Consider the following 23,962-nt stretch of genomic DNA (forward strand, 5'->3'; position numbering starts at 1 on the left):
GATCTATACTCTTCATGTCTCAATCAGCGCGTCGCCTCGCGGGGGTCGAGGAGATCGCGCAGCCCGTCGCCGAGCAAGTTGAAGCCGAGGACTGACAGTGCGATGGCAAGACCCGGCAGCAGGGCCAGCCACGGCGCGACTTGGAAATAGGTCTGCGCATCGGCCAGCATCCGGCCCCAGGTTGGTGCCGGCGGCGGCACGCTCAGACCCAGGAAGGCAAGCCCGGCCTCCGTCAGGATCGCAAGGCCGAGCTGGATCGTCGCCTGGACGATGATGCTGCCCATGATGTTCGGCAGGACATGGCGCAGCGTGATCGCGAGCTGCGTGTTGCCGATCGCGCGCGCCGCCAGCACATAGTCCCGGCTCCAGGCCTGGAGGGCGGAACCGAGCGCGACGCGGGCAAAGACCGGCACCATGAAGACCGCAATGGCGATGATGGCCGTCATGCGTCCCGTCCCGAGAAATGCGCCGAGGATCATCGCCGACAGGATCGGCGGCAGCGCGAAGATCACGTCGCAGGCGCGCATGACCAGCGCCTCGAACAGGCCGCGTTGGGCGGCGGCGGAAACACCGATGATCGTGCCCAGCGTCCCGCCGATGGCGACGGCCGAAACGGAGATCGACAGCGAATTCCAGCAGCCGGCCATCAGCATTGACAGGACATCATGGCCGAGCTGATCCGTGCCGAGAAGCCCGAAGCCGAAGGGTGGTTGCAGCTTGTGGGCGATCTGCATCTTCGCCGGCGGTATCGGCGTCCAGAACAGCGAGACGATGGCGACGCAGGCAAGGGCGACGGTGATCAGGATGCCGACCATCAGGTTCGCGCGCCGCAGCGCTCGAAAACGACGGCGGGAGGGCTGGGCGGCGGCTCTGGTTTCGGCTGTAATCATCGCGCACCTCCCGCCCGCAGTCGGGGATCGATGGCAAGATAGGAAAGATCCACCAGGAAATTCACCACGATCACGAGGCCGGCAAAGAACAGCACCACGTCCTGAAGCACGATGATATCGCGTTGGCTGAGCGCCTGATAGGCAAGGCGGCCGAGGCCGGGCAGTGTGAAGACATTTTCGATCAGCACGGCGCCGGCGACCAGAAAGGTGAACTGCAGCCCGAGAATGGTGAGCACCGGCACCAGTGCATTCGGCACCACATGCCCCCAGAGCACGCGGCCGCGCGACAGGCCCTTGGCGACCGCCGTGCGGGCAAAATCCTCATGCAGCGTATCGAGCACGGCTGAGCGCGTGACCCGGGTCAGCACCGCCGCCTGCGGCAGCGCAAGCGCGACGGCGGGCAGCACGAGCGATTTCAGGGCTGGCCACACGCCGTTGCCCCAGCCGGGAAAGCCGCCGGCCGGCATCCAGCCGAGCGAGGTGGCAAACAAAAGCACCAGCAGCAGCCCCACCCAGAAGCCCGGCACGGCGATGCCCATCTGCGAAAACAGCGTTGCGAGGATATCGAAGAAACCGCCGCGTCTTGCTGCCGCCGCGGCGCCAAGCGGCACGGCGACGAGGACGGACAGCAGGATGGCAAGGGCTGCAAGCGGTAGGGTGACGGCGAGCCGCTCGGCAATCAGGCCGGCAACAGGAACGCCGTAGGTAAAGGATTTGCCGAGATCGCCCGTCAGCGCGCCGGCGAGCCACTGTCCGTAGCGGATGATCAAAGGCTGGTCGAGGCCCATCTCATGCCGGAGCGCGGCCAGCGTTTCCGGCGTCGCCGAAGTGCCGAGGGTGATGGCAGCCGGGTCGCCCGGCAGCAGCGCCATGACGGCAAAGACCAGCAGCGAGACGGCGATCAGCGTCAGGATCAGTCCGAAAATCCGGCGGGTGAGCAATACGATCATAGCATGTCCGTGGCCGATCAGCCGGCATCGAAATCTCTAGCGACGGGCGAAAAATCCGCCCGTCGGCATCGTCGCGCAGAAACGCTCAGTCTTCCCAGGAGACGTTGGTCAGCACGTTCGACGGGATCGGCTCGTTCTCCCAAAGACCCTTCAGCTTCTTGTCCCAGACGCCGAGCTTCGGCATGACGAAGAGGAAGAGGGCCGGCACGTCCTCGGCAAGGATGCTCTGCGCTTCTCCATAGAGCTTGTTCTGCTCGGCCGCATCGGCGGTAAGCTGGATCTTCTTCATCAGCTCGTTGAAATCAGGATTCTTGTAGTTGAAGTAATAGGGGTCGCGCGAATAGATATCGATATCCAGCGGCTCGGCATGGGCGACGATCGTCATGTCGTAGTTGCGGCCGCTGAAAACGTCCTGCACCCATTTCGCCGGAAATTCCGTCGGCTCGATATTCATCGTCACGCCGATATCGGCAAACATCGCCTGCATGACCTGCGCGCTGCGCGGGGCATAGGCCATCTGCGGTGTCTTGATGGTGAAGCTAAAACCGTTTGGATAGCCGGCTTCTGCCAGCAGCGCCTTGGCCTTGGCGGCATCGTAGGGCAGGGTGCCGGTCAGGTCCTTGTAGCCGGGATCGTTCGGCGTGTAGTGGCTGCCGATGGCGGTCCCCAGGCCGGACCATGCACCCTCGATGATCGTCTTGCGGTCGAGCGCCATCATCAGGGCCTGGCGCACGCGCTTGTCGTCGAAGGGTTTGCGCGTGTTGTTCATACCGGCCACGACCTTGAGCTCGGTATTGCCGATCTTGGTCGTGAGCCTGGGGTCGCCCTCGAAGGAATTCATGAGTTCCGGCGCGGCGAATTCCGGAAAGGCGTCGAGGTCGCCGGCCTTCAGTGCAGCCGCTTCCGCCTGCGGATCGGAAATGAAGCGGAAGGTCACCTTCTCAAGCTTCACGTCGACCGACTTGTTCCAGTAGTCCGGGTTCTTGACCAGGTCGACATGGTCGCCCTTGGCCCAGGCGGAGAATTTGAACGGTCCGGTGCCGACGGGCGCCGTCTTGTCGTTGGCGGAGGATTTCGGCCCGACCATGACAGAGCTCGGCCAGCCGAGCCAATAGAGCAGGCTGCCGGTCGGCGAGGAAAGATGCAGGATCAGCGTTTCCGCATCCGGCGTGTCGATGGAGGCTATGGTAGAAAAGAAGCGCTTCTGCGGATTGACGGATTGGCCGCCGCGGGCGCGATCGAGCGTGAACTTGGCGGTCGCCGAATCGAAGGCCTGACCGTCGTGGAATTTCACGCCAGTCCGCAGCTTGAAGGTATAGGCCAGGCCATCAGGCGAAATCTCCCAACTTTTTGCAAGCTGCGGAACGATCTTGCCGTTTTGGTCGATGGCAACCAGCCCTTCGAAGATGTTCTGCCAGGTGACCTGGCCTATCGCAACGGGTGCGGCGATCGTCGGATCGAGCCCTGTCGGCTCGACGCTCATGCCGAGATTGAGCGTCGTCTTCGCGGCCTCAGCCTGCGTCAGGCCGATCATCAGCAGGCCGGTAGAAAGTACAGCGCTAAAGGCAAGCTTGCGCGCGACAACGCTAGGGCTTGGGCATGAAAACTTCGTCATCTCTGTTCCCTTGCATTGCCCGCAAGGCCGGCTTCCCACCCGGCATGCGGTCTTTTTCACGATAGTGTCATCTCGCAGACGCACACACAATTCTGAAAATTTGTGCTTGTGCGCTCAGATGGCCTGCGGCTTGGCAAAGCGATCCCGCCATGCGGGCTGCCCACCCTCAATCGGCAGCGCCGTCGCCTCATAGACGCCGCGGGCAATCGCGCGGGCCATGACGATGGTGGCGAGGTGGCAAAGTTCCATGAAGCTCGGCATGTCGTCGCGGGCGTGCCCGCCGGTGGACGCGGCAAATACGGTATCGCCATCCAGTGGTAGGTGCGTCGGCAGCAGGGCGCGGGCAAAGCCGTCGTGAGCGCAGATGGACAGACGATGCGCCTCCGCCTTGGTCAACTGCGCGTCGGTGACGACGGCGCCGATGGTCGTGGCGGTGATGTTGGTGCCCTTCAGCCGCAGGCGCGAATCGATCACCTGCGGCATGCCGAGGCCGCCGAATTCGCCATTCTCCTCGAAGGGCGCCGCCCAGAAATGCGGGCCGTCGCCGATGGTGGCGGAGCCGAGCGCATTGACCGCGACGATCGCGGCGATCCTGTATCCCTTGCTGCTGACGGCGCTGGCGGACCCGAGCCCGCCCTTCGCTGTCGCCGTCGTGGCGCCCGTTCCCGCGCCGACCGTACCGAGCGCGAAGGAGCCCTTGCTAGCAGCCTTGAAGGCGGCATAGCCGAGGTCGCGATAGGGCGAATGCAGCCCCCAATCCTTGTTGCCGCCATTGATGAGATCGAAAAGGATTGCCTGCGGCACGATCGGCACCAGCGCATCGCCGACCTTGAGGCCGCGACCGATCTCCCTCAAGCCCGCCTGCACCCCGCCTGCGGCATCGAGCCCGAAGGCCGAACCACCCGAAAGCACGAGCCCATCCACTGCGCCGACCGTCATTGCGGGGTCCAGCAATGCCGTATCCCGCCCACCCGGCGCGCCGCCGAGAACGGTGCAGGATGCGACCGCCGGCTCATCGAAGATGATGGCGGTGACGCCGGAGCCAAGCGCAAGATCGGTGGCGTGACCGACGGCGACGCCTTCGACATCGGTCAGAAGATTGAGATGATCAGCCAATGAAAAATCCTTCGCCATTCAACGCGCGAGGTCGTCATGGGGATAGGATCGTAAAGAGGGTGAAAACACAAGACGGGTTTGTCGAAGGGAGTGTTGTCGGGGCCGACCCTCGTGGTTCGAGGCTCCGGCTTTCAGCCTGCGCGCCTCACCATGAGGGCGGGGAGATGCGGCGAAAAGCCTATGCGCCGGCTTGGTGCGAAAGACCAGTCCTCATGGTGAGGAGGCCCATAGGGCCGTCTCGAACCACGAGTGCGGGTGATTGAATTGGGTAAAAGCGTAGGCGAGCCGATCCATTAAACATGGATCGGCTTGGCCTGTTGACGGGAGAGGAGATCGCGGATCGCAAGCTTCACTTCGTCCGCGTTTCTGAAACGCTGCTCGTCCAGATCGTGGACATGGTATTTGACAGCGATGAACTTGAGCCGATCCTGGTCCGGAACGACGATGCCGACGGGAACGCCGGCGTATTCGATAACTTGCTTCTTCATAAATAGACTCCCACTGCGCACTCACGCGCAGATATGGCGAATTGACTGTTTGATTCCGGTAGGGAGGACGAACGTCACATTCGACAGCACGGGCGGGAGAGTGCGCCCGAGCGGTCATTGCCAAGCACGGACCGCCGAAGGATCGAAGCGATGACTTTAATATTCAGCATGTCACTTCCTCAGTTGGCGTTGTACTTGCTGGAGCTCCGATGACGGAGCGCCGCGGTCCGGTGAACTATTATCTACTATATTAGTCGATAATAGCGATTCCATCTTCAGAAACATATTCCGAAAGATGTCAAAATATCGACGATCAGGAAAATAAAATTCCGAGCCTGGCGGGTTACGAGGAAGGCTGTGTTAAATGCCTTCGCATTGCTACCCGTGTCGGCACGGCTCGCCGATCACCGACAGACAGATAGGAACTGGCGCGAGATTCGACAATGCCCGAGCGGCATTAAAATTCACGCGCCGCTAAAACACCTCAATGGTTAACGGCGCTCCAGGGCGCATCAAAATCCGTCTTCGAGCACCTTTTCCAGGGCTTTCACGAAGAAATCGGCGCTTTCCGGCGCAAGGCAGAGCGGCGGTTTGATCTTCAACACATTGAGGTGATCGCCGGTCGGCTGCATGATGACCCCGAGGTCGAGCAGGCGCTCGCAGATCGCAGCCGTCTCTTCCGTGGCTGGCATCAGTGTCTCCCGGTCGCGGACGAATTCCACCCCGAGATAAAGCCCCGTGCCATGCACGGCGCCGATCAACGGGAAGCGATCCATCAAAGCGATCAGCCCCGCCTTCAGCCGGTCGCCGACGACTTGGGCGTTTTCCTGCAGGTTCTCGTCTTTGAGGATATCGAGAACGGTCAGGCCAACGATGCAGCTGACCGGGCTGCCGCCGGCGGAGGAGAAGAAATAGCCTTCCTTTTCCAATGATTCGGCAATCTCGCGGCGGGTAATGACGGCGCCGAGCGGATGGCCGTTGCCCATGCCCTTGGCGATAGTGATGATGTCGGGCACGACGCCCTGCGTCTCGAAGCCCCAGAAGTGCTCGCCCAGGCGCCCATAGCCGACCTGCACTTCGTCGGCGATGCAAAGGCCGCCGCGCTGCCGAACGGCATCATAGACGCCGGCAAGATAGCCATGCGGCAATGCGATACCGCCGGCATTGCCATAGACAGGTTCCGCGATAAAGCCGGCAAGGCCGTCGCCCTTGTCGTCGATGGCTTTCAGTTTCGCATCGACGTCGTTGAGGTAGCCTTGCGCGGAATCGGGGCCGCGGAATGGGCCGCGATAGGTATTGGGCGACAGGACGGGATGCACCCAGTCCGGGCGTGTCGTCAGCGCCCGCGGATTGTCGGCAATCGAGGTGGAGACGGCGTCGCTCGCGACAGTCCAGCCGTGATAGGCCTCCAGCAGGCAGAGCATGTTCCTCTTGGCCGTGTGCGCCCAGGCGAGGCGGATCGCGAGATCGTTTGCTTCCGAGCCGCTGTTGACGAGGAAAACGCAGTCGAGCCCTTCCGGAGCGAGCATCGCCAACCGCTCGGAAAATTCGGCGACGGCGGCATAATGGAAGCGGGAGTTGGTGTTGAGCCGCGACCATTGCTGCGCGATCGCCCCAGTCAGCCGCGGATGGGCATGGCCGAGCGTCGTCACGTTGTTGACCATGTCGAGGTAGCAGCGCCCCTGCGTGTCGAACAGGAACTCGCGCCAGCCGCGTTCGATCTGCGGCGGCAGCTCGTAATAGTGCTTCTGCGGCTTGGCGAAGCGGGCATTGCGCAATGACAGCAGCGCGGACGCATCCGGTCTTTGCGCCTCGCAGGCGGCGTTGAGAAGGGCGACGGGCGAGGGGCAGATCGCCGACCAGCCGTCCACCTGATCCGCTGTCGCAAAGAGCGGCGGTACGAGATTGGGCACGCGGCAAAGCTGCACGCGTAATCCTCCGATCGCCGAACCCTCGCTGCCGATCGTGCCGACCGTCGCGCCCTGTTCGATGGCCGCTCCATCCTCGAGAGCGCTTTCGACGCCATCCAGATGAAGGCTCATGTCTTCGCCGGCAAGCACGAGATGCTGCCCCTGCCGTTGCAGAACGCCGGAGAAGGGGGCCGCAACTGTAGCGCCGGCCGGCAGGCAGATATCGCAATGCAGGGCGAAATTCTGCGGCGGCGCCGTGTTGAGCGGAGCGGCGAGGGACAGGCGGAATTCGCCGTAGCGGGTTGCCGCGGCACCCGATGTCATCGCCGTCTGGGCAAGCAGCCGCCAATCCATGTCGGGTTTTTGCCAGTTGCCGTCGGCGAAATCCGGCCCGGTGATGGAAAGATCGATCGCGGTGATCTGCGAGGAACCGATGTCAGGCAACAGCGGCGACCAGCTTTCCATGGCGATCGGGGCGACGTCGAAGCCGATCGTCTTCAGGATTGCGGCCTCCATCACATCCGGCTGCGCCCCGGTCGCGACGTCGAAAATCTCGCGTTCGAAATCGAGATTGCCGCGCACATAGTCATTGTCCGGGTCGATGGCGAGCTGCTGTTCGGTGCTGGCGGCCAGGATGACGGCGCGGGCGACGATCAGCGGCCACAGCGCCTTGGCCTCGACCTCTTCCAGCGGATAGATGGCATGATAGGCCTTGATGGCGGGAAGGATACGGAAGGGGTTGCCTTCCGCATGATGCAGCAGCGACGCGCAGGTAACCGCAAGATCGCCCACCAGCCAGCCCTGGATGATGTCGCCGAAATCGATGACGCCATCAGGCACAAGCTGCCCATGAGCATCGGGACGGCTGACGACATTGTCGTCGGTGACGTCGTGATGCACGGGCTGGACGCGTAAATCGGCTGCAAGCGGCTGGATGCGCTTGACGGCGGCCACCATCGCCTTGGCGATGCGGTCGCGCGCTTCATGGTCCGTAATAGCCGACAGGAGCTGAACTGCCACAGGTCCTGCCCGGCGCAGATCCCATTGCAGGCTTCGGTGAAGGCCGGGATGATCGAAATCGGCGAGATCGCGGGCAAGCCGGGCCGACAGCGCGCCGAGTCCGGCGGCTGAAGCCGGCGGCAGATGCTTGCGCCGCGTCAGCGTCTGGCCGGGGAGAAAGCCGAGCAGCCGGACGAGGTAATCCTGTTCGCGGAGGGTGATAGTCAGGATGTCGCGGCCGTTCAGCGCCGGCACGACCTCGGGCACGCGCGGAGAATCCGGTTTGGAATGCAGATGGCGGATAGCGGCATTCTGCGCCTCGAGCTCGACCAGCTCATATTCGGCCCGGCAAATCTTCAGCACATAGGCATTGTCGCCGGCATCGATGCGGTAGTTGCGGTCCTGCTGGCTGCCGAGCTCCGCCAATGTCCCGCTCAAGCCGTAATGCGTCCGCAGGATCTCGGCTGCCTCCTCCGGCGTCACGTCCGGTCTTGGCAGTTGCATACGATTCACAAGCGCGGCGTCGGCCATGGCATCCCCCGGATGGTTCATTTGCATCGACACTAAACCATTCCATCTTAAAGAAAATTACCCAAAACAGATAGGGTGGTCGCGCGATGGGCCGAAAGATAGGCCGCATAATGCAGCCGGCCAGGTATGATCGCCTACTCGACCTCGATGGAATAGCTGCAACCGGCCAGCGTCTTGCCCGGATGAGCCTCGTCGGTCGAGACGTTCAACGAGATGCGGGTGTGCAGCACGGTATCGGAATTTTCCCGCTGGTCCTTGCGCGACAGGATCTCCCTTTCGCCGAGGAATTTGTTCGGCCGGTCGACCGCGGCCGTCACGCCGAGCTGTTTCGCCAGGGGATGCGGATCGGCTTCGTCGAGCACGGCGAGCGGCCCGGTGGAGGCGAAGGCAACCCTGTTCGTCTGCCGTCCGAAGACGGTCACCGGCGCTGAAAGCCGGAATTCCCGCAGGAAGGGATTGTCCGACGGCAGCTCGCTGATGCCGAACAGCTTCATGGCCTTGGCGCTTTCCGGCCCGGTCAGCCACATGGCGAATTCGTTGTAGCTCGGCACGTCATAGGTCGTGCATTCGATCAGCTTGGCGAAATCGATCTTGGAGGGGTCCTGTTCGTCGGTCGCGGCATGAGATGCCGGAGCCCACAGGAGGAACGCCGCCAGCAGCAGCGTTCCATTGCAATAGAATGACATGTCCTCTCTTCTCCTTGATCTCCGGTGATCTCCGGAACGATTCGATGCCGGCGGTATCAAATCGTGCTTCCAGGCAAAAAGAAAAGGGAATTGGCGAAATCGACCGTCCGCGCCTCACCCCATGCGTTCGGAGGCGTAGGAGCCGGGGCTTGCCGGGAAGACGACGGTGCGGTTGCCGTTGAGGAAGGTGCGGAAATGGATATGCGCATGGATGGCGCGGGCCAGCACCTGGCTCTCGACATCGCGGCCGATCGAGACGTAATCGTCAGCCGACTGCGCATGGGTGATGCGCGCCGTGTCCTGCTCGATGATCGGACCCTCGTCGAGATCGGCGGTGACGTAATGCGCCGTCGCCCCGATCAGCTTGACGCCGCGCTCATAGGCCTGCTTGTAGGGGTTCGCCCCCTTGAACGACGGCAGGAAGGAATGGTGGATGTTGATGATGCGGCCCGACATCTTGCTGCACATCTGGTCCGACAGGATCTGCATGTAGCGCGCCAGCACGATGAGCTCGGTGCCGGTCTGCTCGACCACGTCCATGATCCGGGCTTCGGCCTGCGGCTTGTTGGCCTTGGTCACCGGAATATGGTGGAAGGGAATGTCGTGATTGACGACGACCTTCTGGTAGTCGAAATGGTTGGAGACGACGCCGACGATGTCGATCGGCAGGGCGCCGATCTTCCAGCGATAGAGCAGGTCGTTGAGGCAATGGCCGAAGCGCGACACCATCAACAGCACCTTCATGCGCTTCTTGCTGTCATGGATCTCTGAAACCATGGCAAACTTGTCGGCGATCGGCTTGAAGCCTTCGACCAGGGCGGCCTCGCCGACGCCTTCCTCGGAGATGAAGGAGACGCGCATGAAGAACATGCCGGTGTCGAGATCGTCGAACTGGCTGGAATCGACGATGTTGCAGCCTTGTTCAGCGAGATAGTTCGATATCGCCGCAACGATCCCGCGCGTCGACTTGCACGCCACTGTCAGTACATAGCTCGTCATGTCTCTTCCCTCGTAAAGCGGCTTGATCTTTACCGCTCGCTTATCGCAATCGACCGGCAGGGAAAAGTGTCCCCGATCCGAACGTGGGGCAAAGCTTATGATAGGCGGCGGAAAATTCCGTTCCTATTGCGCCGTCCAACCGCGTATCCCCGTCGTCCCGAGAGAAGACGGGGCGAATCTGACAGGAAGCGCGAATGTGATAGGACGATAGTCACGCGGCGACCGCGCGCTTCCTTCTCCATTTTCGCCAGCGGCTGGGCGTCGTCAGCTCGTGGACGATACCGCCGCCGATCGCCGAGCAGAGGATGCAGCCGGTGACGAAGACCGGGGCGTTCGCCAGAATGTCGATATTCAGGTGGACGCAAACGACGCGCAGCAATGCGAGCGTGAAGGCGTGGGTGATATAGATGCTATAGGAGGCGTCGCCCAGGTAATTCAGCGTGGCGATGACCGGAAGCCTCGAAAAGTCGATCGATATGGCCGAGTACAGGATGACAACGGCCGGGATGCCCCACATATAGGCGCGCGTGCTGGCGTCGCAGAGTGTCTCATTGATGAGCAGGAACGAGAATCCCATCACCAGCGCCGGCCAGGCAACGGCTTGCGGCAGGAGGATCTTGTCGAGATAAAGCTTGGCAAGAAGCACGCCCGCCAGAAACTCGTAGATGATCGGATCGCTATAGAACTTGGCGGCGGTCGTATCGCCAGGGAGAACGCGGCAGACGACAATGATCGCGGTCATCGCGACCAACAATGCGGCAAAGCGCCATTTTTCGCGCACGAGCAGCAGCAGGCCGAAGACGAGATAGAAGAACATTTCGTAGTTCAGCGTCCAGCCCGGCACGACGACGGGGACGGTTAGCGTGGGATCGGCCGGATTGCGCCAGGGAAGGAAGAACAGCGAGGCGACGAGATGCGGGAGATCGAAGACCGTCGACTTCAGCAGCGTCGGAGCCACCAGCGCCACGCTTGCGGCAAAAAGCGTCGCCAGCCAATAGAGCGGGACGATGCGCTGGATCCGGCGCCGGTAGAAGTCCAGCGGGCGGATTTCGCGGTCGGCCGTGGTCAGCCACATGACGAAGCCGCTGAGCACGAAGAATATGTCGACGCCGGTCTCGCCGAAGAGATGGAAAACCGTCTGGAAGCCGGGATCGACCTTCGGCACTTGCAGCACCGAATGAAAATAGACGACCATCAGCGCAGCGATGGCACGCAGATACTGCAACTGAACAAGCATCCCGATCCTCACGTGGCCGATGCCGACATGATGTCTGGTCAGCCCGGCACTCTGCTTTCGTTTAAGGTCTCCGACTGCGCCCGAACGGCGCGCGGTTTGTCGGAAACACGCATGTAACCGACGAGCAGCCAGAGCAGTCCGGCGATCTTGATGGAAAAGATTGCCGTACCGCCGATCATCATATTCAGAAAAATGAAAAGAGAGAGTGAATGCGCGCAGCGTCTTTGCGCCGCCGTCCTTCCCGCGGGATAGAGGCAGACGAAGAGCCAGAAAACGATCAGGCCAAGGATCGTCGACCCGTAGATGAGATAGACATAGCCGCTGTCGGCGAATTCGCCGATGCGCGAGATCGACAGGCCGAACATGGCCTGGATATCGAGCTCCAGCATCTTCTTGATCGTCACGCCGATGCGCCCGGTGAAATTGTCGCCGACCTCGTCCGGCTTCATGAAGTGCACGAAGAAGCCGACCAGGATGATGACCGGCATGACGATAAGGCTGAAACCCTTCGGGATCTTCGGAAACAGAAAATAGCCCGCGATGCTGACGCAGGAGAAGATCAGCATCGTGCGGGTGTCGTTGGTGAGCAGGATCAGCAGAGCCGTCGAGATGAACAGGGCTTTTTCGAGCAGGGCGAGCTTCGGCCAGAAGGAGAGCAGGTAGATGACGATGACGCCGCAGAAATTGGCGAGCGACACCTGCTCCAGGAAGATCGAGGACGAGCGGTGATCGATGAGGCCGAAGGAGAAGCGGCCCTGGAAACCGAGCGCATTGGCGAAGAGGCCGGTCGAGTTGAAGCTCGCCTGCTTGATCCCGCGCGTATTCTCGAAATATTCGCCGGGATGGAACAGGCTGACGTAGAAGGGCGTGCTGACGACTTCGCAGACGAGGAACAACAGCACCGCCGCGCTGGCGATCCGGAAGGCAAGCCTGACCGTTCGCTCGCTCGCCCAGCTGCCGATGCCGGCAAAGCAGAAGATGATCAGGATGTTGCGGAACTGGTCGATGAAGGTCAGGCGATTGAAGACAATGATGTAGATCGTGATGACAAGCGTGAAGACGAGAAAAAGGACGATCGGCAGATCTTCCTCGTAGATCCCCTTTTTCAGAATGAAAGCCACGCTGGAGATCATCATCAAGCCTTCGCAAAGCACGACATGCGAGACCGAAAGCGGCATGATGTTGTGATTGATATAGGCGAGGATGCAATTGTAGAGCACCGAAAACAGGGTGATCGCCAGGATCGGATAATCGACGCGCTGTTTATCGGGAAGGCTCTTCATCTGTCGTCCGGGGCTGCCGCATGCTTTGGCCGGCGCAACGATAGCAGTCTCATGATTCGCGACAAAGCGCCAACCGCCTGCTCTAGCCGCAGGCTCTCACCGTCGATCAGCTCGCCGGCTTCACGGCCGCGCAGCTCGGCGCCAGCGGCGCCTTCTTGCCGACGGCAGCCGTGATCGTCTTCATCTGCGGCCGGTCCTTGCCGTTGCGCGGCTGCACGTTCATTGGTTCCTCCGCCGGCCACCACTCACCCGCCGCCCAATAGCTCCAGCCGAGCCACGCGTCGCTATTATCAGCCATGATACCGAAGACCGCCTTCAGCCCGTCGAGGCAGGGCTGGGTGCCGGGTACGCCGAATTCACCGAGAAAGCCGCGCTTGCCGTTCTTGCGCAGCCAGTCCGTGACATCGAGCAATCCCTTTTGCGCGCTGTCGCTGCCGTCGCAGGCGGTATGTGTGCCGGAGCTGTCGGCATCGAGATACTGATGGAATTCGAAGGCGTAGAAATCGATCGGGTCCTTGACGCCGAGCATGACGGTGCCATTGGCGCCGCCGCCCAGAACGTCGGCGGACCAGCTATGCGCCCCCGTCCAGTTCGTGCCGGGCACGAGAACGAGGTTGCGCGCACCGACCGTTCGGATGCTGCGGATGGCCGCATTGGCCGCCTCCAGCCAGTCGGGCGCCTTGATGTCGTGCGGCTCGTTCATCAGGCCGAAGATGATGCCCTTCCGGTTGGCGAATTCGATCGCGAGCCGTGCCCAGAAGTCACCGAAGGCAAGGTCCGTCGCAGGCGCCTGCGTCAGCTGCGTCTTGTCGTAGTAGCCGAAATTGTGCGGATCGAGGAGCACGGCCATGCCGTGCTTCTGGATGAGATCGACGGCATCCTTCAGCCGCTGCAGCTCCGCGCCGTCGAAAGGTTGCCCCAGCACCGGCTGCAGGCGCTCCCAGCGGAAGGGCAGGCGCACGACATTCATGCCCTTGTTCGCGAAATAGCGCACCGTCTCTTCCGAGGGATATGTATAGTTGGCACCGAGCACCCCGTCGCGGTCGCCATACTCGGCGCCGGAAAGATTGATGCCGCGATAACAGAGCTGCGAGGCGGCAAAGCCGTCATCGGCTTGCGCGACAAAGGAAGCAATGGCCACCGCCGCGGCAAGCGCGCGATGCAGCAGTCTCGTCATCGGTCCGGTCATTGCAGGCTCCTGTTGGCGGCGAAGGCGCTGTTTTCATAAGGCTCGCCGCGTTGAACAATGATGAACGGGAAAAGGCTGCGGTTGCTGGTGTTTCGACTTCCTCCGAGTGTCCTTAATGGTCCGTTAGCCAAACATTTCTAAACTCCTCGCATCCGCTGGGCGCAAAAGGTCCTCGGAGCGTTGAAAGCCTGGCATGAGCTCAATGGAACGAAACAAGCGATCGGACCAACTTTCGGGTTGGCGCGGCATCGAGCCGTCTGACGAATACCGTCAGGGCCCGCGCTCGCGCAGCCCGCTGCTGCGTCCGCGCGATTTCGTTTCCGACGTCGAACCGGCCATGGCGGCGCAGCCGATCGATATGGCGACATATGGCGCTGGCAAGAGCGAGCCGTCACCTCGTGAATTTCAGCCCGACGCAAGACCGCAGCCTGTGGTCGAGCCGATCGCCGTTGTTGCCCCGGCGGTGGAAGCTGCTACGGTTGCCGCGCCTCCGGGCGCCGTCGCATCGCCGGCGCCGGCAGCGATGGCTGATATGCCCTTGCTCGATCTTCGCTCGGCCATTCGCTCGATCTGGGCGAAGAAACTCGTGGTCCTTGCACTGGTGGGTGTCGGCGCCGTGCTGGGCGCGGCCGTCATCCCGCTAATACCGCAGAAATTTACGGCCGAAACCAGCCTCTACTTCGATCCCCGCCCGGTCGGAGCTTCCGATTCCACCCAGCAGGCTCCCACGGCGCCGGAATTGATCATCACGATGATCGACAGCCAGACGCAGATCCTGTCTTCGGGCAAGGTGCTGGGCCGGGTCGTCGATGCGTTGAAGCTCGATCAGGATCCGCAGTTCGATGGCGGCGCCAGCGGCGAGGCGGCGAAATATGTCGCGGCCGCCACGCTGGCGAAAGCCGTGCAGATCGCCCGCGAGGCCAGCACCTATGTCGTGACCGCGAAGGTGACAACCGGCAACCCGCAAAAATCGGCTGAGATTGCCAATCAGCTCGTGGCCTCCTTCATGGAAGAGGAGAGCAAGGCGGCGGCAAACAGCTACAAGAGCAGCAATACCGCGTTGGATTCCCGCCTTGACGGTCTGCGCCAGCAGGTACTATCAGCCGAAAAAGCCGTCGAAACCTATCGTGCAGACAATGACATGGTGGCTGTCGAGGGAAATCTGATTTCCGACAAGCGCCTGACGGCGCTGAACGACATGCTGGTCACTGCCCAGCAAAAGACGATCGAGGCGAAGGCCCGCGCCGACGCGGCCGGCAAGCTGAGCTTCGAGGAAGTGGTCTCCAATAATCCTTCCTCCGGGATGACCTCGAACGCATTGAGCAGCCTGCGGCAGCAATATGCGGCGCTCGCCGCCAATGTCGGCAGCCTTCAAAGCCAGCTCGGCGCCCGTCATCCGCGCCTGCTCGCCGCCAAATCCTCCCTGGAAAGCCTCGCCGTGGAAATCCGGGCCGAGTTGCAGCGGCAGGGAACGTCGGCCCGTGCCGACTACGAACAGGCGCAGAAGGCCGAGCAGGATATCGCCAAGGAACTTGCGGTGCAGAAAGCCTCGCAAGTCAACACATCCGGCAAGCTCGTCGGCCTGAACGAGCTGCAACGCAAGGCGACCGCTTCCCGCGATCTCTATGAATCGCTTCTGAAGCGATCCGGCCAAGCCAGTGACGCGCGGGATCTGTCGCAGAGCAATATTCGCGTGATCTCCGAGGCGGAGCCGCCGCTGAAGGCGGATGGACCCAGCCGGAAGGTGATGATGGTCGCGGGCCTGATCGCCGGCGCGATGTTCGGTGCGGGTCTCGGCATGGCTTTTGCCATTCTCCTCGGCCTGTTTCGGCACCCGGTCATCCGCGGCTATTTCGGTAAATGAACTCTTTTCTGCATTTTTGCGTCGAGGCTTCTTCAGGATCGGGGATGCAATTGCGCGCCGCCTGTTCTAAATGTAAATCGGCTTTGGGAATGACTGGATCTTGCTAATGGAAGCGCGATGCAGCCATTAGGGGTCGTGTGGTACTTTGTGAGACAATCTATGCGAGAAAAGCGGTGTGCTGCTCCGATGACTGGCGCCGAGGAAAACTGACCGATGGTGCCCGCGGATAAGCTCGTTTTGCCGTTCCTGGCGCTGCCGCGCTCGACCAAGCGTGCGCTGGCGCTGCTGGTCGATGCCAGCCTCTGCGTGCTCACGGTCTGGTTCGCCTATTGCCTGCGTCTTGACGATTGGGTCATTCTCGAAGGCGTCGAATGGCTGCCGGCCATCGTCTCCCTGCTCGTCGCCATACCGATCTTCATCGTCCTTGGCCTTTATCGCGCCATTTTCCGATATGCGGGCCTTTCGGCTTTCGTGGCCGTCGTCAAGGCGATCGCGATCTATGCGCTCGCCTTCATGACCATTTTTACCGCAATCAGCGTGCCGGGCGTGCCGCGCACGGTCGGCATATTGCAGCCGCTGCTGTTGCTGATCGCGATCGGCCTGTCGCGCATGTGGACGCGCTACTGGCTCGGCAATGCCTATCAGCGGCTCCTCAATCGCAATCAGCTTGCCAAGGTGCTGGTCTATGGCGCCGGCTCTTCGGGTCGGCAGCTTACCGGCGCGCTTGCCAATAGCGCCGAGCTGAATGTCGTCGGCTATCTTGATGACGACCGCAACCTGCATGGCAGCATCATGGGCGGCCTGCCGATCTACGATCCGGCCGATCTGTCGTCGCTCGTGGTCTCGGGCGATGTCAAGGGCGTGCTGCTGGCCTTGCCGAATGCCACCCGGCAACGGCGCAATGAAATCCTCGAAAGCATGCGGAAGGCCCGCGTGACAGTCAGGACCATGCCCGATCTGACCGCGCTCGCCCAGGGTCGCGTTGCGGTCTCTGATCTGCGCGAGCTGGATATTGAGGACCTGCTCGGCCGCAATGTGATCGCCCCCGCCCGCGATCTGATCGAGAAGAATATACGCGGAAAGGTGGTCATGGTGACCGGAGCGGGCGGCTCGATCGGCGGCGAGCTTTGCCGTCAGATCCTGAAGAACGAACCCTCTTCGATCTTGCTGGTAGAACAGAGCGAATTCGCCCTCTATGCCATTCACGGCGAGCTGGAGAAATCGGCAGCCTCGGCCGGCCATGCCGATGTGCGCATCATTCCCTTTCTCGCCTCCGTCAGGGACGGCCAGCGGATCAGGCAGATCATGGCGGCATGGCGGCCGAAGACCGTCTACCATGCCGCCGCTTACAAGCATGTGCCGCTCGTCGAATACAATCCCGTCGAGGGCATCCGCAACAATGTGCTTGGAACGCTGATAACCGCCGAAGCCGCCCGCGATCATGACGTCGAGAGTTTCGTCCTCATCAGCACCGACAAGGCCGTACGTCCGACCAATATCATGGGCGCGAGCAAGCGCCTGGCGGAAATGGTGCTGCAGGCGATGGATGCGGGTCGCAAGCCAGGTACCGACAGCACCAATTTCGCCATGGTGCGCTTCGGCAACGTGCTGGGCTCCTCCGGTTCGGTCGTGCCGCTGTTTCGCCAGCAGATTCGCGATGGCGGGCCGATCACGCTGACCCATCCCGATATCACCCGCTACTTCATGACCATTCCCGAGGCATCGCAGTTGGTCATCCAGGCAGGCGCGATGTCGGCGGGCGGCGACGTCTTCCTGCTCGACATGGGTGAGCCTGTGCGCATTGCCGATCTCGCCCGTCGCATGGTGGAATTGTCCGGTCTGACGGTGCGCGATGCGGACGAGCCCGAAGGCGACATCGAGTTGGAAATCACCGGCTTGAGGCCGGGCGAAAAGCTCTACGAGGAATTGCTGATCGGCGACAACCCGCAATCGACGACCCATCCGCGCATCATGCAGGCGAAGGAAGATTTCCTGCCCTGGCCGGAGCTGTCGAAGCGGCTTGCCGCGCTGGAGGCTGCGCTGGACGAAAACGACATCCCCCTCGCCAGGGCGCTGCTGCAGAAGCTCGTCTCCGGCTATGCGCCCAGCAGCGAAGTTGTCGATCTCGTTTATCGCGAACGCGAGACGGATTTGACGGTCGACCAGCCGAATCTCGACAATGTCGCGCAGCTATAGAGGGGTCTTGAGGACTTGAACCGCCGCCGTTCCCTCGGGCTTAGAGCAATTCCAGGAAAAGTGCATAGCGGTTTTCCGTCCGGAATTGCGTAGAAACAAAAGGCTAGCGTTCGCGGAGGGTTGCCGCCGCTTCCTTGATGGCATAGCGCCAGCGGCGCAGCTGGTCGCATGTCCGGAACCAATGCGCCGTCAGCCGCAACAGGAAATGCCGCTTGACGGCGCGGTAGTGCACGCGCTTGCCGATCGTGGTGGCGGCGCGGTGCGGGCTGAAGTCGACAAGATTTTCAAATGTCGTGAATGTTTCCACGCCGGTCGACCAGCCGCGCTCAAGGGCGACGTCATAGGGAAGAAGCATGGGCTTCAACGTCGTCAGCAACTTCCTGGCGGCGTTGCGGTTGACGATATAACAGGCAGCCGACCCCTGCGGGCCATGCATGCAGCGGCCGACAACGTCGTTTTCGGTGGTTTCGCAGATCGACTTGAAGCCGACGAGGCGATGGTTGACGAGCTTGACGAGACGCGCGCCTTGAACGCTTTCCATGGCTGCGATCGCGCGTGGGATCAACCGCTCGTTGAGCTCGACATCATCTTCCATGATGATGGCCATCTTGTCGCCGCTGGCGACAAACTGCTCCAAAGCAAGCAGATGGCTGCGGTAGCAGCCGTATTCGCCGGCCAGAAGCTTGCGTCCGTTATGATAGATAAACGATTTCGGGTGGAAATCCCTGCGATCGCGCTCTGCGATCGCGCGACCGTCGACAGCCGGAATGCGCGTGATATCCAGGTCGTATTCCACTGCCTGGCTGCATAGGCGCTCCCAACGCTCGCGCGACCGATCGAGATTGATGACATAGATGCGAAGCTGCTGAGCGGCTTCGTCAGCGATGTCAGGATCAGCGAGACGGGGGATACGATTAATCTGTTCGAGAATGACTGTTACTCCTGCAAACAGAAATCGTGGCGACAGCAACTAGGAAGGCATTTTTACTACTATATAACATGCTTATGACTTGTCGCAAACGGGGACTGCACGCCCATGTTGTATTTGCGGATAAAAGCATTTTCTTTGGTGTAACGTAGCGTGAACGAATTTCCGTCGGTCCTGGAACCATCATTTGAACGCGATTTTGACGGGCCGCCTGTTGGCGTGCAACGGCGGCGTCATTATATTCAGAGTGTGGGGCGCTGGGATGCCGTATCCGCATGGATAAAGGATCGTCGCAATTCATGTTGACCAAATCGAAAATCGCCATTGCTGCGTTGTTTCTGGCGGGTCTCATGCCTATGACGGCCTTCGCCGATAACCCGCTTCTCCCAAAGCCATATGTCGCTCCCGTCTATCCTTACAAGAACCTGCCGGGCGTAACTGCGCCCAAAATGGCGGCCGACGAGAAATTTCAATGCCGCACGACCACGTTGTACGCGGATGATTTCCGTCAAGGTCTGTTTTACCGCAGCCTTCCGCGCCTCGGTTACGTCTGCGAGCGGGATGGTGTGATTTCCAGCAGCACCAGAAAACCGAACTATCAGTACTGGCAATACAACGGCCCGGACAGATAATGGCTCCCGGCTCTGCCGATATAAGCAGCAATCCAGTCAAATCGCGCGCAGCCTCATCCCTAGGGGTTGCGCTTTTTTAGGCGATAATCTGAAAATAAATTTCATGTTTTTGAGTAAATGCGCGAACGTCGTTGACGAATGCGAAAATTTGCCCCAAGCTTACGAAAATAAATTACGTAATGGGAACATAAAAGCATGCGAGTGGGAATCATTGGGCTGGGATTCCGCCTGGGATATCTGGGCTATGTCTTCAAGGCGATCGATGAAAGCTTCGAGATTGCCGGATATGTCGATCCGGAGCCCGCAGGCCTGCCCGGTTTGCTCGAGCAGGGCATATCAGCCGGAAAGGCCTATGCGACGCCTCGGGAGCTGATTGCCAACGAGAAAATCGATCTGCTGATGATCGGTTCGCCCAACCACATGCATCTCGATCACATCCGCATCGGCCTCGAGGCCGGCCTCAAGATTTTCTGCGAAAAACCGATCGTCACGACGATCAAGGACAGTATCGAGCTTGCCCGCCTGATGGCGAAATTCGGTCACGAGCGGCTGATGGTCGGTCTCGTGCTGCGCTATTCGCCGATGTACCGCGATCTGCTCGCCGCGCAGGCCGAGGGAAAGCTCGGCCATGTTGTTTCCATCGAGGCGGCCGAGCACATCGAGCCCTATCATGGCGCCTTCTTCATGCGCGACTGGCGCCGCTACGAGCATTATTCCGGCAGCTTCATGCTGGAGAAATGCTGCCACGACCTCGATCTTTATAATGGCGTGGTCGGTGCGCGACCGGAGAGGGTCGCAAGCTTCGGCGGCCGCAAGAGCTTCGTCCCGGAAAACGATCCCGCAAGGGAAGGCATCAACGATCTCGAACTTTTCCATCGCAAGCCGAGCGGCTGGATGGGATCGGACAAGGTCTTCGACAGCGACGGCGACATCATCGACTACCAGGTGGCGATCGTCGAATATGCCAATGGCGTCGGCATGAACTTCCACACCAACCTGAACGTGCCGGACCAGTTCCGCCGCTTTGCCATCATGGGCTCGCGCGGCATGGCCGAAGGCGATTTCATTCGCGGTTATTTCAACGTCCATGAGATGCTCACGGGCAAGAAGGTGATCGAGAAGACCTATGCGACGCGCACGACGCTTTCGCAGCACTATGGCGCCGACGAACAGATGGCGGCCGATATCATCTCGCATGTCAAATCGGGGCAGCATCTGCCGGTCTCGACGCTGAACGCGCTGGAAGCGGGCATTCTCGCGCTCTCGATGGACGAGGCGCGCATGAAGAGGGCCGTCGTGGATCTCCGTCCGATCTGGGACGAGTTCGACGAAGCTCTCTATTCAAGAGCCGCCTGAGGAGGGGCGCAAGATGGGTGTTCAACGCAGCACAATCATCTTCGCCTGGATCCTGCTTCTTCCGGCTCTCCTCTACGTCATCGTCATCGTCGCCTATCCGCTGGTCGACACCGTATTCCTGTCCTTCACCGATGCGTCGTTGAAGAAGGTGACGAATTGGGTCGGTTTCGAGAACTACGGCAAGATCTTCAACGAAACATTCGCATCGGTCATCGTCCGCACCTTCATCTGGACGTTCTTCTCCGTGTCGATCAAGATGATCATCGGCACCTTGGGAGCGGCGCTGCTGAATTCCGCGGTCCCCGGCCGCGCGCTTTTCCGCGTGCTGACCATGCCGCCCTGGATCGTGCCGATGGCAATCGGCATCTTCATGTGGGGCTGGATGTATAACGGCCAGTTCGGCATGATTTCGGGCCTGCTGCAGCGTTTCGGCATCGTCGACAGCCCGGTCGCGTTCCTTGCCTATGGCAGCTCGGCCTTCTGGGCGACGATCGTCACCGACGTCTGGATCGGCGTGCCGATGGTCACTCTTTATATGCTGGCGGCCATGCAGGCGGTCCCGCACGATCTTTACGAAGCCGCCTGGACCGACGGTGCCGGCCGTTTCTATCGCTTTCGCCGCATCACCCTGCCGTTGCTCGTGCCTTCGCTGGTCACGATGTCGATGCTCTCGTTGATCTCGACGTTCAACTCCTTCGACATCATCTGGATCCTGACCCGCGGCGGCCCGAACGGCGAGACGACGACGATGATCATCGACACGTATCGCACCGCGATCGGCTCCTATAAATATGGTGAGGGCGCGGCCCGCGCGGTGTTGATCTGCATCTTCCTGTCGCTCTTCTGCCTTGCCTATTTCCGCCTGACCAGCCGCTTTTCCGCAGGAGCCAAGCGATGAGCCAGCCCGCCATGATCAATCGCTACAAATGGTACGAGATCATCGGCATCTATGCCGGAATCCTTCTGTTCCTGAGTTTCGTGCTGGCACCCTTCGTCGAAGGGTTCCTGGTTTCGCTGAAGCCGCTGAGCCAGCTGTTTTCGTCGCCCTACCATTTCATCCCGGAAAACGGTTCGTTCGCGGCCTACCGGACGATGTGGACCAGCGTGCCGGGCTTCGGCTGGTATATCTTCAACTCATTCCTGATTTCCGGCTCGATCACCATCATCGTGCTGATCCTCGTGGTGCCGGCGGCCTATGCCTTTGCGCGTTTCGAATTCAAGGGCGCCGGCTTGCTGCTCGGCGCCTTTCTCGCCGTCAAGATGTTCTCCGGCGCCGTGCTGCTCATCCCGCTGTTCCGGCTCATGCGTTCCTTCGGCGTGCTGAACACCTATTTCGCCATGATCGTGCCGGGGGTGGCCTTCATCATCCCCACCGGCATCTGGCTGCTGCACACCTATATCAGGCGCATTCCGCGCGAGCTTGACGAGGCCGCCTATGTGGACGGTGCAAGCCAGTTCTACACGCTGCGCCGCGTCATCCTGCCGATCGCGATGCCCGGCATCACCGTGGTGGCGATTTCCTCCTTCATCGAGGCCTATGCGCAGCAGTTCATCTACGCGCTCACCTTCAATTCTAAAACGGAATACATGCCGCTGCCGGTGGGGCTGTTTGCCTATTTCGGCCGGCAGGAGGTCGTCTGGAACGAGCTCATGGCCGCAAGTTTCGTCGGCATCGCGCCGGCCCTGGTCGTGATCTTCTTCCTGCAACGGTATCTCGTCAGCGGTCTGACCGCCGGCGCGGTGAAGCAATAAAATCAATCAACCACCAGAGAAAACGGGAGCTTAAACGTGACATTCCATTTCAAGAGGGGGCTTCTCGCCCTTGCTTTGCTTGGCTCCACAGCGCTTGGCGCCGTGAATGCCCAGGCCGCCGACAAGGAGATCAGCTGGATCTATTGCGGCGACAGCATCGATCCGATCCACGTGAAATATATCAAGCAATGGGAAGACAAGAATCCCGGCTGGGCGGTCAAGCCAGAACTCGTCGGCTGGGAATTGTGCCAGGATAAGGCAACGACGCTTGCTGCTGCCGGTACGCCCGTCGCCATGGCCTATGTCGGTTCGCGCACGCTGAAGCAGTTCGCTGACAACGATATGATCGTTCCGATCCCGATGACGGATGACGAAAAGAAGACCTATTATCCGGGCATCGTCGATACTGTCACTATCGATGGGCAGCAATGGGGCACACCGGTAGCCTTTTCGACTAAGGCTCTCTACTGGAACAAGGACCTGTTCAAGAAGGCCGGTCTTGATCCGGAAAAGCCGCCGACCACCTGGGCCGAGGAAATCGCCGACGCCAAGGCGATCAAGGAAAAGACCGGCACCCCCGGCTATGGTCTCTCGGCCAAGACCTTCGACAACACCATGCACCAGTTCCTGCATTGGGTTTACACCAACAACGGCAAGGTCATCGACGGCGACAAGATCACCCTCGACAGCCCGGAAGTGCTGGCCGCCCTCCAGGCCTACAAGGATATTACGCCTTACTCGGTCGAAGGACCGACGGCCTATGAGCAGAACGAAATGCGCGCCATCTTCCTCGATGGCAAGGTCGGCATGCTCCAGGCCGGCTCCGGCGCCGCGGCTCGTTTGAAGGAAACGAAGATCAACTGGGGTGTCGCTCCGCTGCCGCTCGGCCCTTCGGCCAAGGGGCAGGGCACGCTGCTCATCACCGACAGCCTTGCCATTTTCAAGGGTTCTGGCGTCGAGGACAAGGCAGCCGAGTTCGCCAAGTTCATCACGTCTCCAGGCCCGCAGGCGGAATACGAACTGCAGGGCGGCGCCGGCCTCACGCCGCTGCGCCCGTCGCCGCTGGTGGACGAGTTCGTCAAGAAGGACGCGTCCTGGAAGCCGTTCATCGACGGCATCGCCTATGGTGGTCCCGAACCGCTCTTCAAGGATTATAAGGGCTTCCAGAACGTCATGATCGAGATGGTCCAGGCGGTCGTGACAGGCAAGGCCCAGCCGGCGGATGCCTTGAAAAAGGCAGCCGCGGATCTCGAGCAATACAAGTAAGCCTGCAAGTCACCGGGCCGCGCGCGTCGCGCGCGGCCTTTGTAGCCCTGCCCGCCAAGTAGCGGCGCCGCGCGG

Annotated in this window: 19 protein-coding genes; 7 read left to right on the forward strand and 12 right to left on the reverse strand. The window is 60.9% G+C overall.

Translation table 11 applies throughout. The annotated features are described in order from the left end of the window. Nucleotides 1-23: 23 nt before the first annotated feature. From CCGE531_RS01755 to CCGE531_RS01805, 11 genes are all read right to left on the reverse strand, one after another. Nucleotides 24-890, reverse strand: coding sequence for an ABC transporter permease (locus tag CCGE531_RS01755; RefSeq protein ID WP_120662649.1), 867 nt, complete (start codon nt 888-890; stop codon nt 24-26). Then, on the reverse strand, nt 887-1,840 hold the full coding sequence (locus tag CCGE531_RS01760; RefSeq protein WP_120662650.1) for an ABC transporter permease: 954 nt from the start codon (nt 1,838-1,840) through the stop codon (nt 887-889). Before CCGE531_RS01760 ends, CCGE531_RS01755 begins: the two co-directional genes overlap by 4 nt. Before the next feature lie 85 nt (nt 1,841-1,925). After that, complete coding sequence (locus CCGE531_RS01765; protein ID WP_120662651.1) at nt 1,926-3,455, reverse strand: ABC transporter substrate-binding protein; 1,530 nt, start codon at nt 3,453-3,455, stop codon at nt 1,926-1,928. A gap of 114 nt (nt 3,456-3,569) precedes the next feature. Further along, a complete protein-coding gene (locus CCGE531_RS01770) occupies nt 3,570-4,571 on the reverse strand; it encodes a P1 family peptidase (RefSeq protein ID WP_120666372.1) in 1,002 nt (333 codons plus the stop codon). A 293-nt stretch (nt 4,572-4,864) separates the two neighbouring features. Next, nucleotides 4,865-5,059, reverse strand: a complete 195-nt coding sequence (locus CCGE531_RS01775; RefSeq protein ID WP_112511403.1) for a hypothetical protein — start codon at nt 5,057-5,059, stop codon at nt 4,865-4,867. 512 nt (nt 5,060-5,571) lie between these two features. Next, entirely contained in the window at nt 5,572-8,499 is a 2,928-nt protein-coding gene (locus tag CCGE531_RS01780; protein ID WP_120666374.1) for an aminotransferase, read from the reverse strand. Between the two features lie 134 nt (nt 8,500-8,633). Then, complete coding sequence (locus tag CCGE531_RS01785) at nt 8,634-9,185, reverse strand: hypothetical protein (RefSeq protein ID WP_120662652.1); 552 nt, start codon at nt 9,183-9,185, stop codon at nt 8,634-8,636. 114 nt (nt 9,186-9,299) lie between these two features. Then, on the reverse strand, nt 9,300-10,184 hold the full coding sequence (gene purU, locus CCGE531_RS01790) for a formyltetrahydrofolate deformylase (RefSeq protein ID WP_120662653.1): 885 nt from the start codon (nt 10,182-10,184) through the stop codon (nt 9,300-9,302). A gap of 211 nt (nt 10,185-10,395) precedes the next feature. Next, nucleotides 10,396-11,421 (reverse strand): acyltransferase, encoded by a 1,026-nt coding sequence (locus CCGE531_RS01795; protein WP_120662654.1) that lies wholly within the window; start codon nt 11,419-11,421, stop codon nt 10,396-10,398. A 38-nt stretch (nt 11,422-11,459) separates the two neighbouring features. Further along, entirely contained in the window at nt 11,460-12,704 is a 1,245-nt protein-coding gene (locus CCGE531_RS01800) for a hypothetical protein (RefSeq protein WP_120662655.1), read from the reverse strand. Between the two features lie 106 nt (nt 12,705-12,810). Then, on the reverse strand, nt 12,811-13,893 hold the full coding sequence (locus CCGE531_RS01805) for a glycoside hydrolase family 5 protein (RefSeq protein ID WP_120662656.1): 1,083 nt from the start codon (nt 13,891-13,893) through the stop codon (nt 12,811-12,813). 193 nt (nt 13,894-14,086) lie between these two features. On the opposite strand from CCGE531_RS01805, the gene CCGE531_RS01810 reads away from it, so the two are divergent. Next, on the forward strand, nt 14,087-15,757 hold the full coding sequence (locus tag CCGE531_RS01810; protein ID WP_120662657.1) for a GumC family protein: 1,671 nt from the start codon (nt 14,087-14,089) through the stop codon (nt 15,755-15,757). A gap of 213 nt (nt 15,758-15,970) precedes the next feature. Continuing rightward, nucleotides 15,971-17,953 carry a nucleoside-diphosphate sugar epimerase/dehydratase gene (locus tag CCGE531_RS01815; protein WP_120662658.1) on the forward strand — a complete coding sequence of 661 codons (1,983 nt, stop codon included), beginning with the start codon at nt 15,971-15,973 and terminating at the stop codon, nt 17,951-17,953. A 103-nt stretch (nt 17,954-18,056) separates the two neighbouring features. Here CCGE531_RS01815 and CCGE531_RS01820 read toward each other — a convergent pair whose 3' ends face one another. Beyond that, nucleotides 18,057-18,923, reverse strand: a complete 867-nt coding sequence (locus tag CCGE531_RS01820; protein WP_205586460.1) for a glycosyltransferase family 25 protein — start codon at nt 18,921-18,923, stop codon at nt 18,057-18,059. Between the two features lie 233 nt (nt 18,924-19,156). Between CCGE531_RS01820 and CCGE531_RS01825 the strand changes: the two genes are divergently transcribed. The 5 genes from CCGE531_RS01825 to CCGE531_RS01845 all read left to right on the forward strand — a co-directional run bounded on the left by CCGE531_RS01825 (nt 19,157) and on the right by CCGE531_RS01845 (nt 23,887). Beyond that, complete coding sequence (locus tag CCGE531_RS01825) at nt 19,157-19,513, forward strand: hypothetical protein (RefSeq protein WP_245458952.1); 357 nt, start codon at nt 19,157-19,159, stop codon at nt 19,511-19,513. Nucleotides 19,514-19,708: 195 nt separating this feature from the next. Then, nucleotides 19,709-20,869: a Gfo/Idh/MocA family oxidoreductase gene (locus CCGE531_RS01830; RefSeq protein ID WP_120662659.1), complete on the forward strand. Its 1,161-nt coding sequence runs from the start codon at nt 19,709-19,711 to the stop codon at nt 20,867-20,869. A gap of 13 nt (nt 20,870-20,882) precedes the next feature. Continuing rightward, nucleotides 20,883-21,767 (forward strand): sugar ABC transporter permease, encoded by an 885-nt coding sequence (locus CCGE531_RS01835; protein ID WP_120662660.1) that lies wholly within the window; start codon nt 20,883-20,885, stop codon nt 21,765-21,767. After that, the gene (locus CCGE531_RS01840) at nt 21,764-22,621 is read left to right on the forward strand and encodes a carbohydrate ABC transporter permease (RefSeq protein WP_120662661.1); all 858 of its coding nucleotides are present in this window, start codon (nt 21,764-21,766) and stop codon (nt 22,619-22,621) included. The genes CCGE531_RS01835 and CCGE531_RS01840 overlap by 4 nt, the downstream gene beginning before the upstream one ends. 36 nt (nt 22,622-22,657) lie before the next feature. Next, nucleotides 22,658-23,887, forward strand: a complete 1,230-nt coding sequence (locus CCGE531_RS01845) for an extracellular solute-binding protein (RefSeq protein ID WP_120662662.1) — start codon at nt 22,658-22,660, stop codon at nt 23,885-23,887. Nucleotides 23,888-23,962: the final 75 nt, after the last annotated feature.

The sequence above is a fragment of the Rhizobium sp. CCGE531 genome (assembly GCF_003627795.1).
Lineage (GTDB): Bacteria > Pseudomonadota > Alphaproteobacteria > Rhizobiales > Rhizobiaceae > Rhizobium.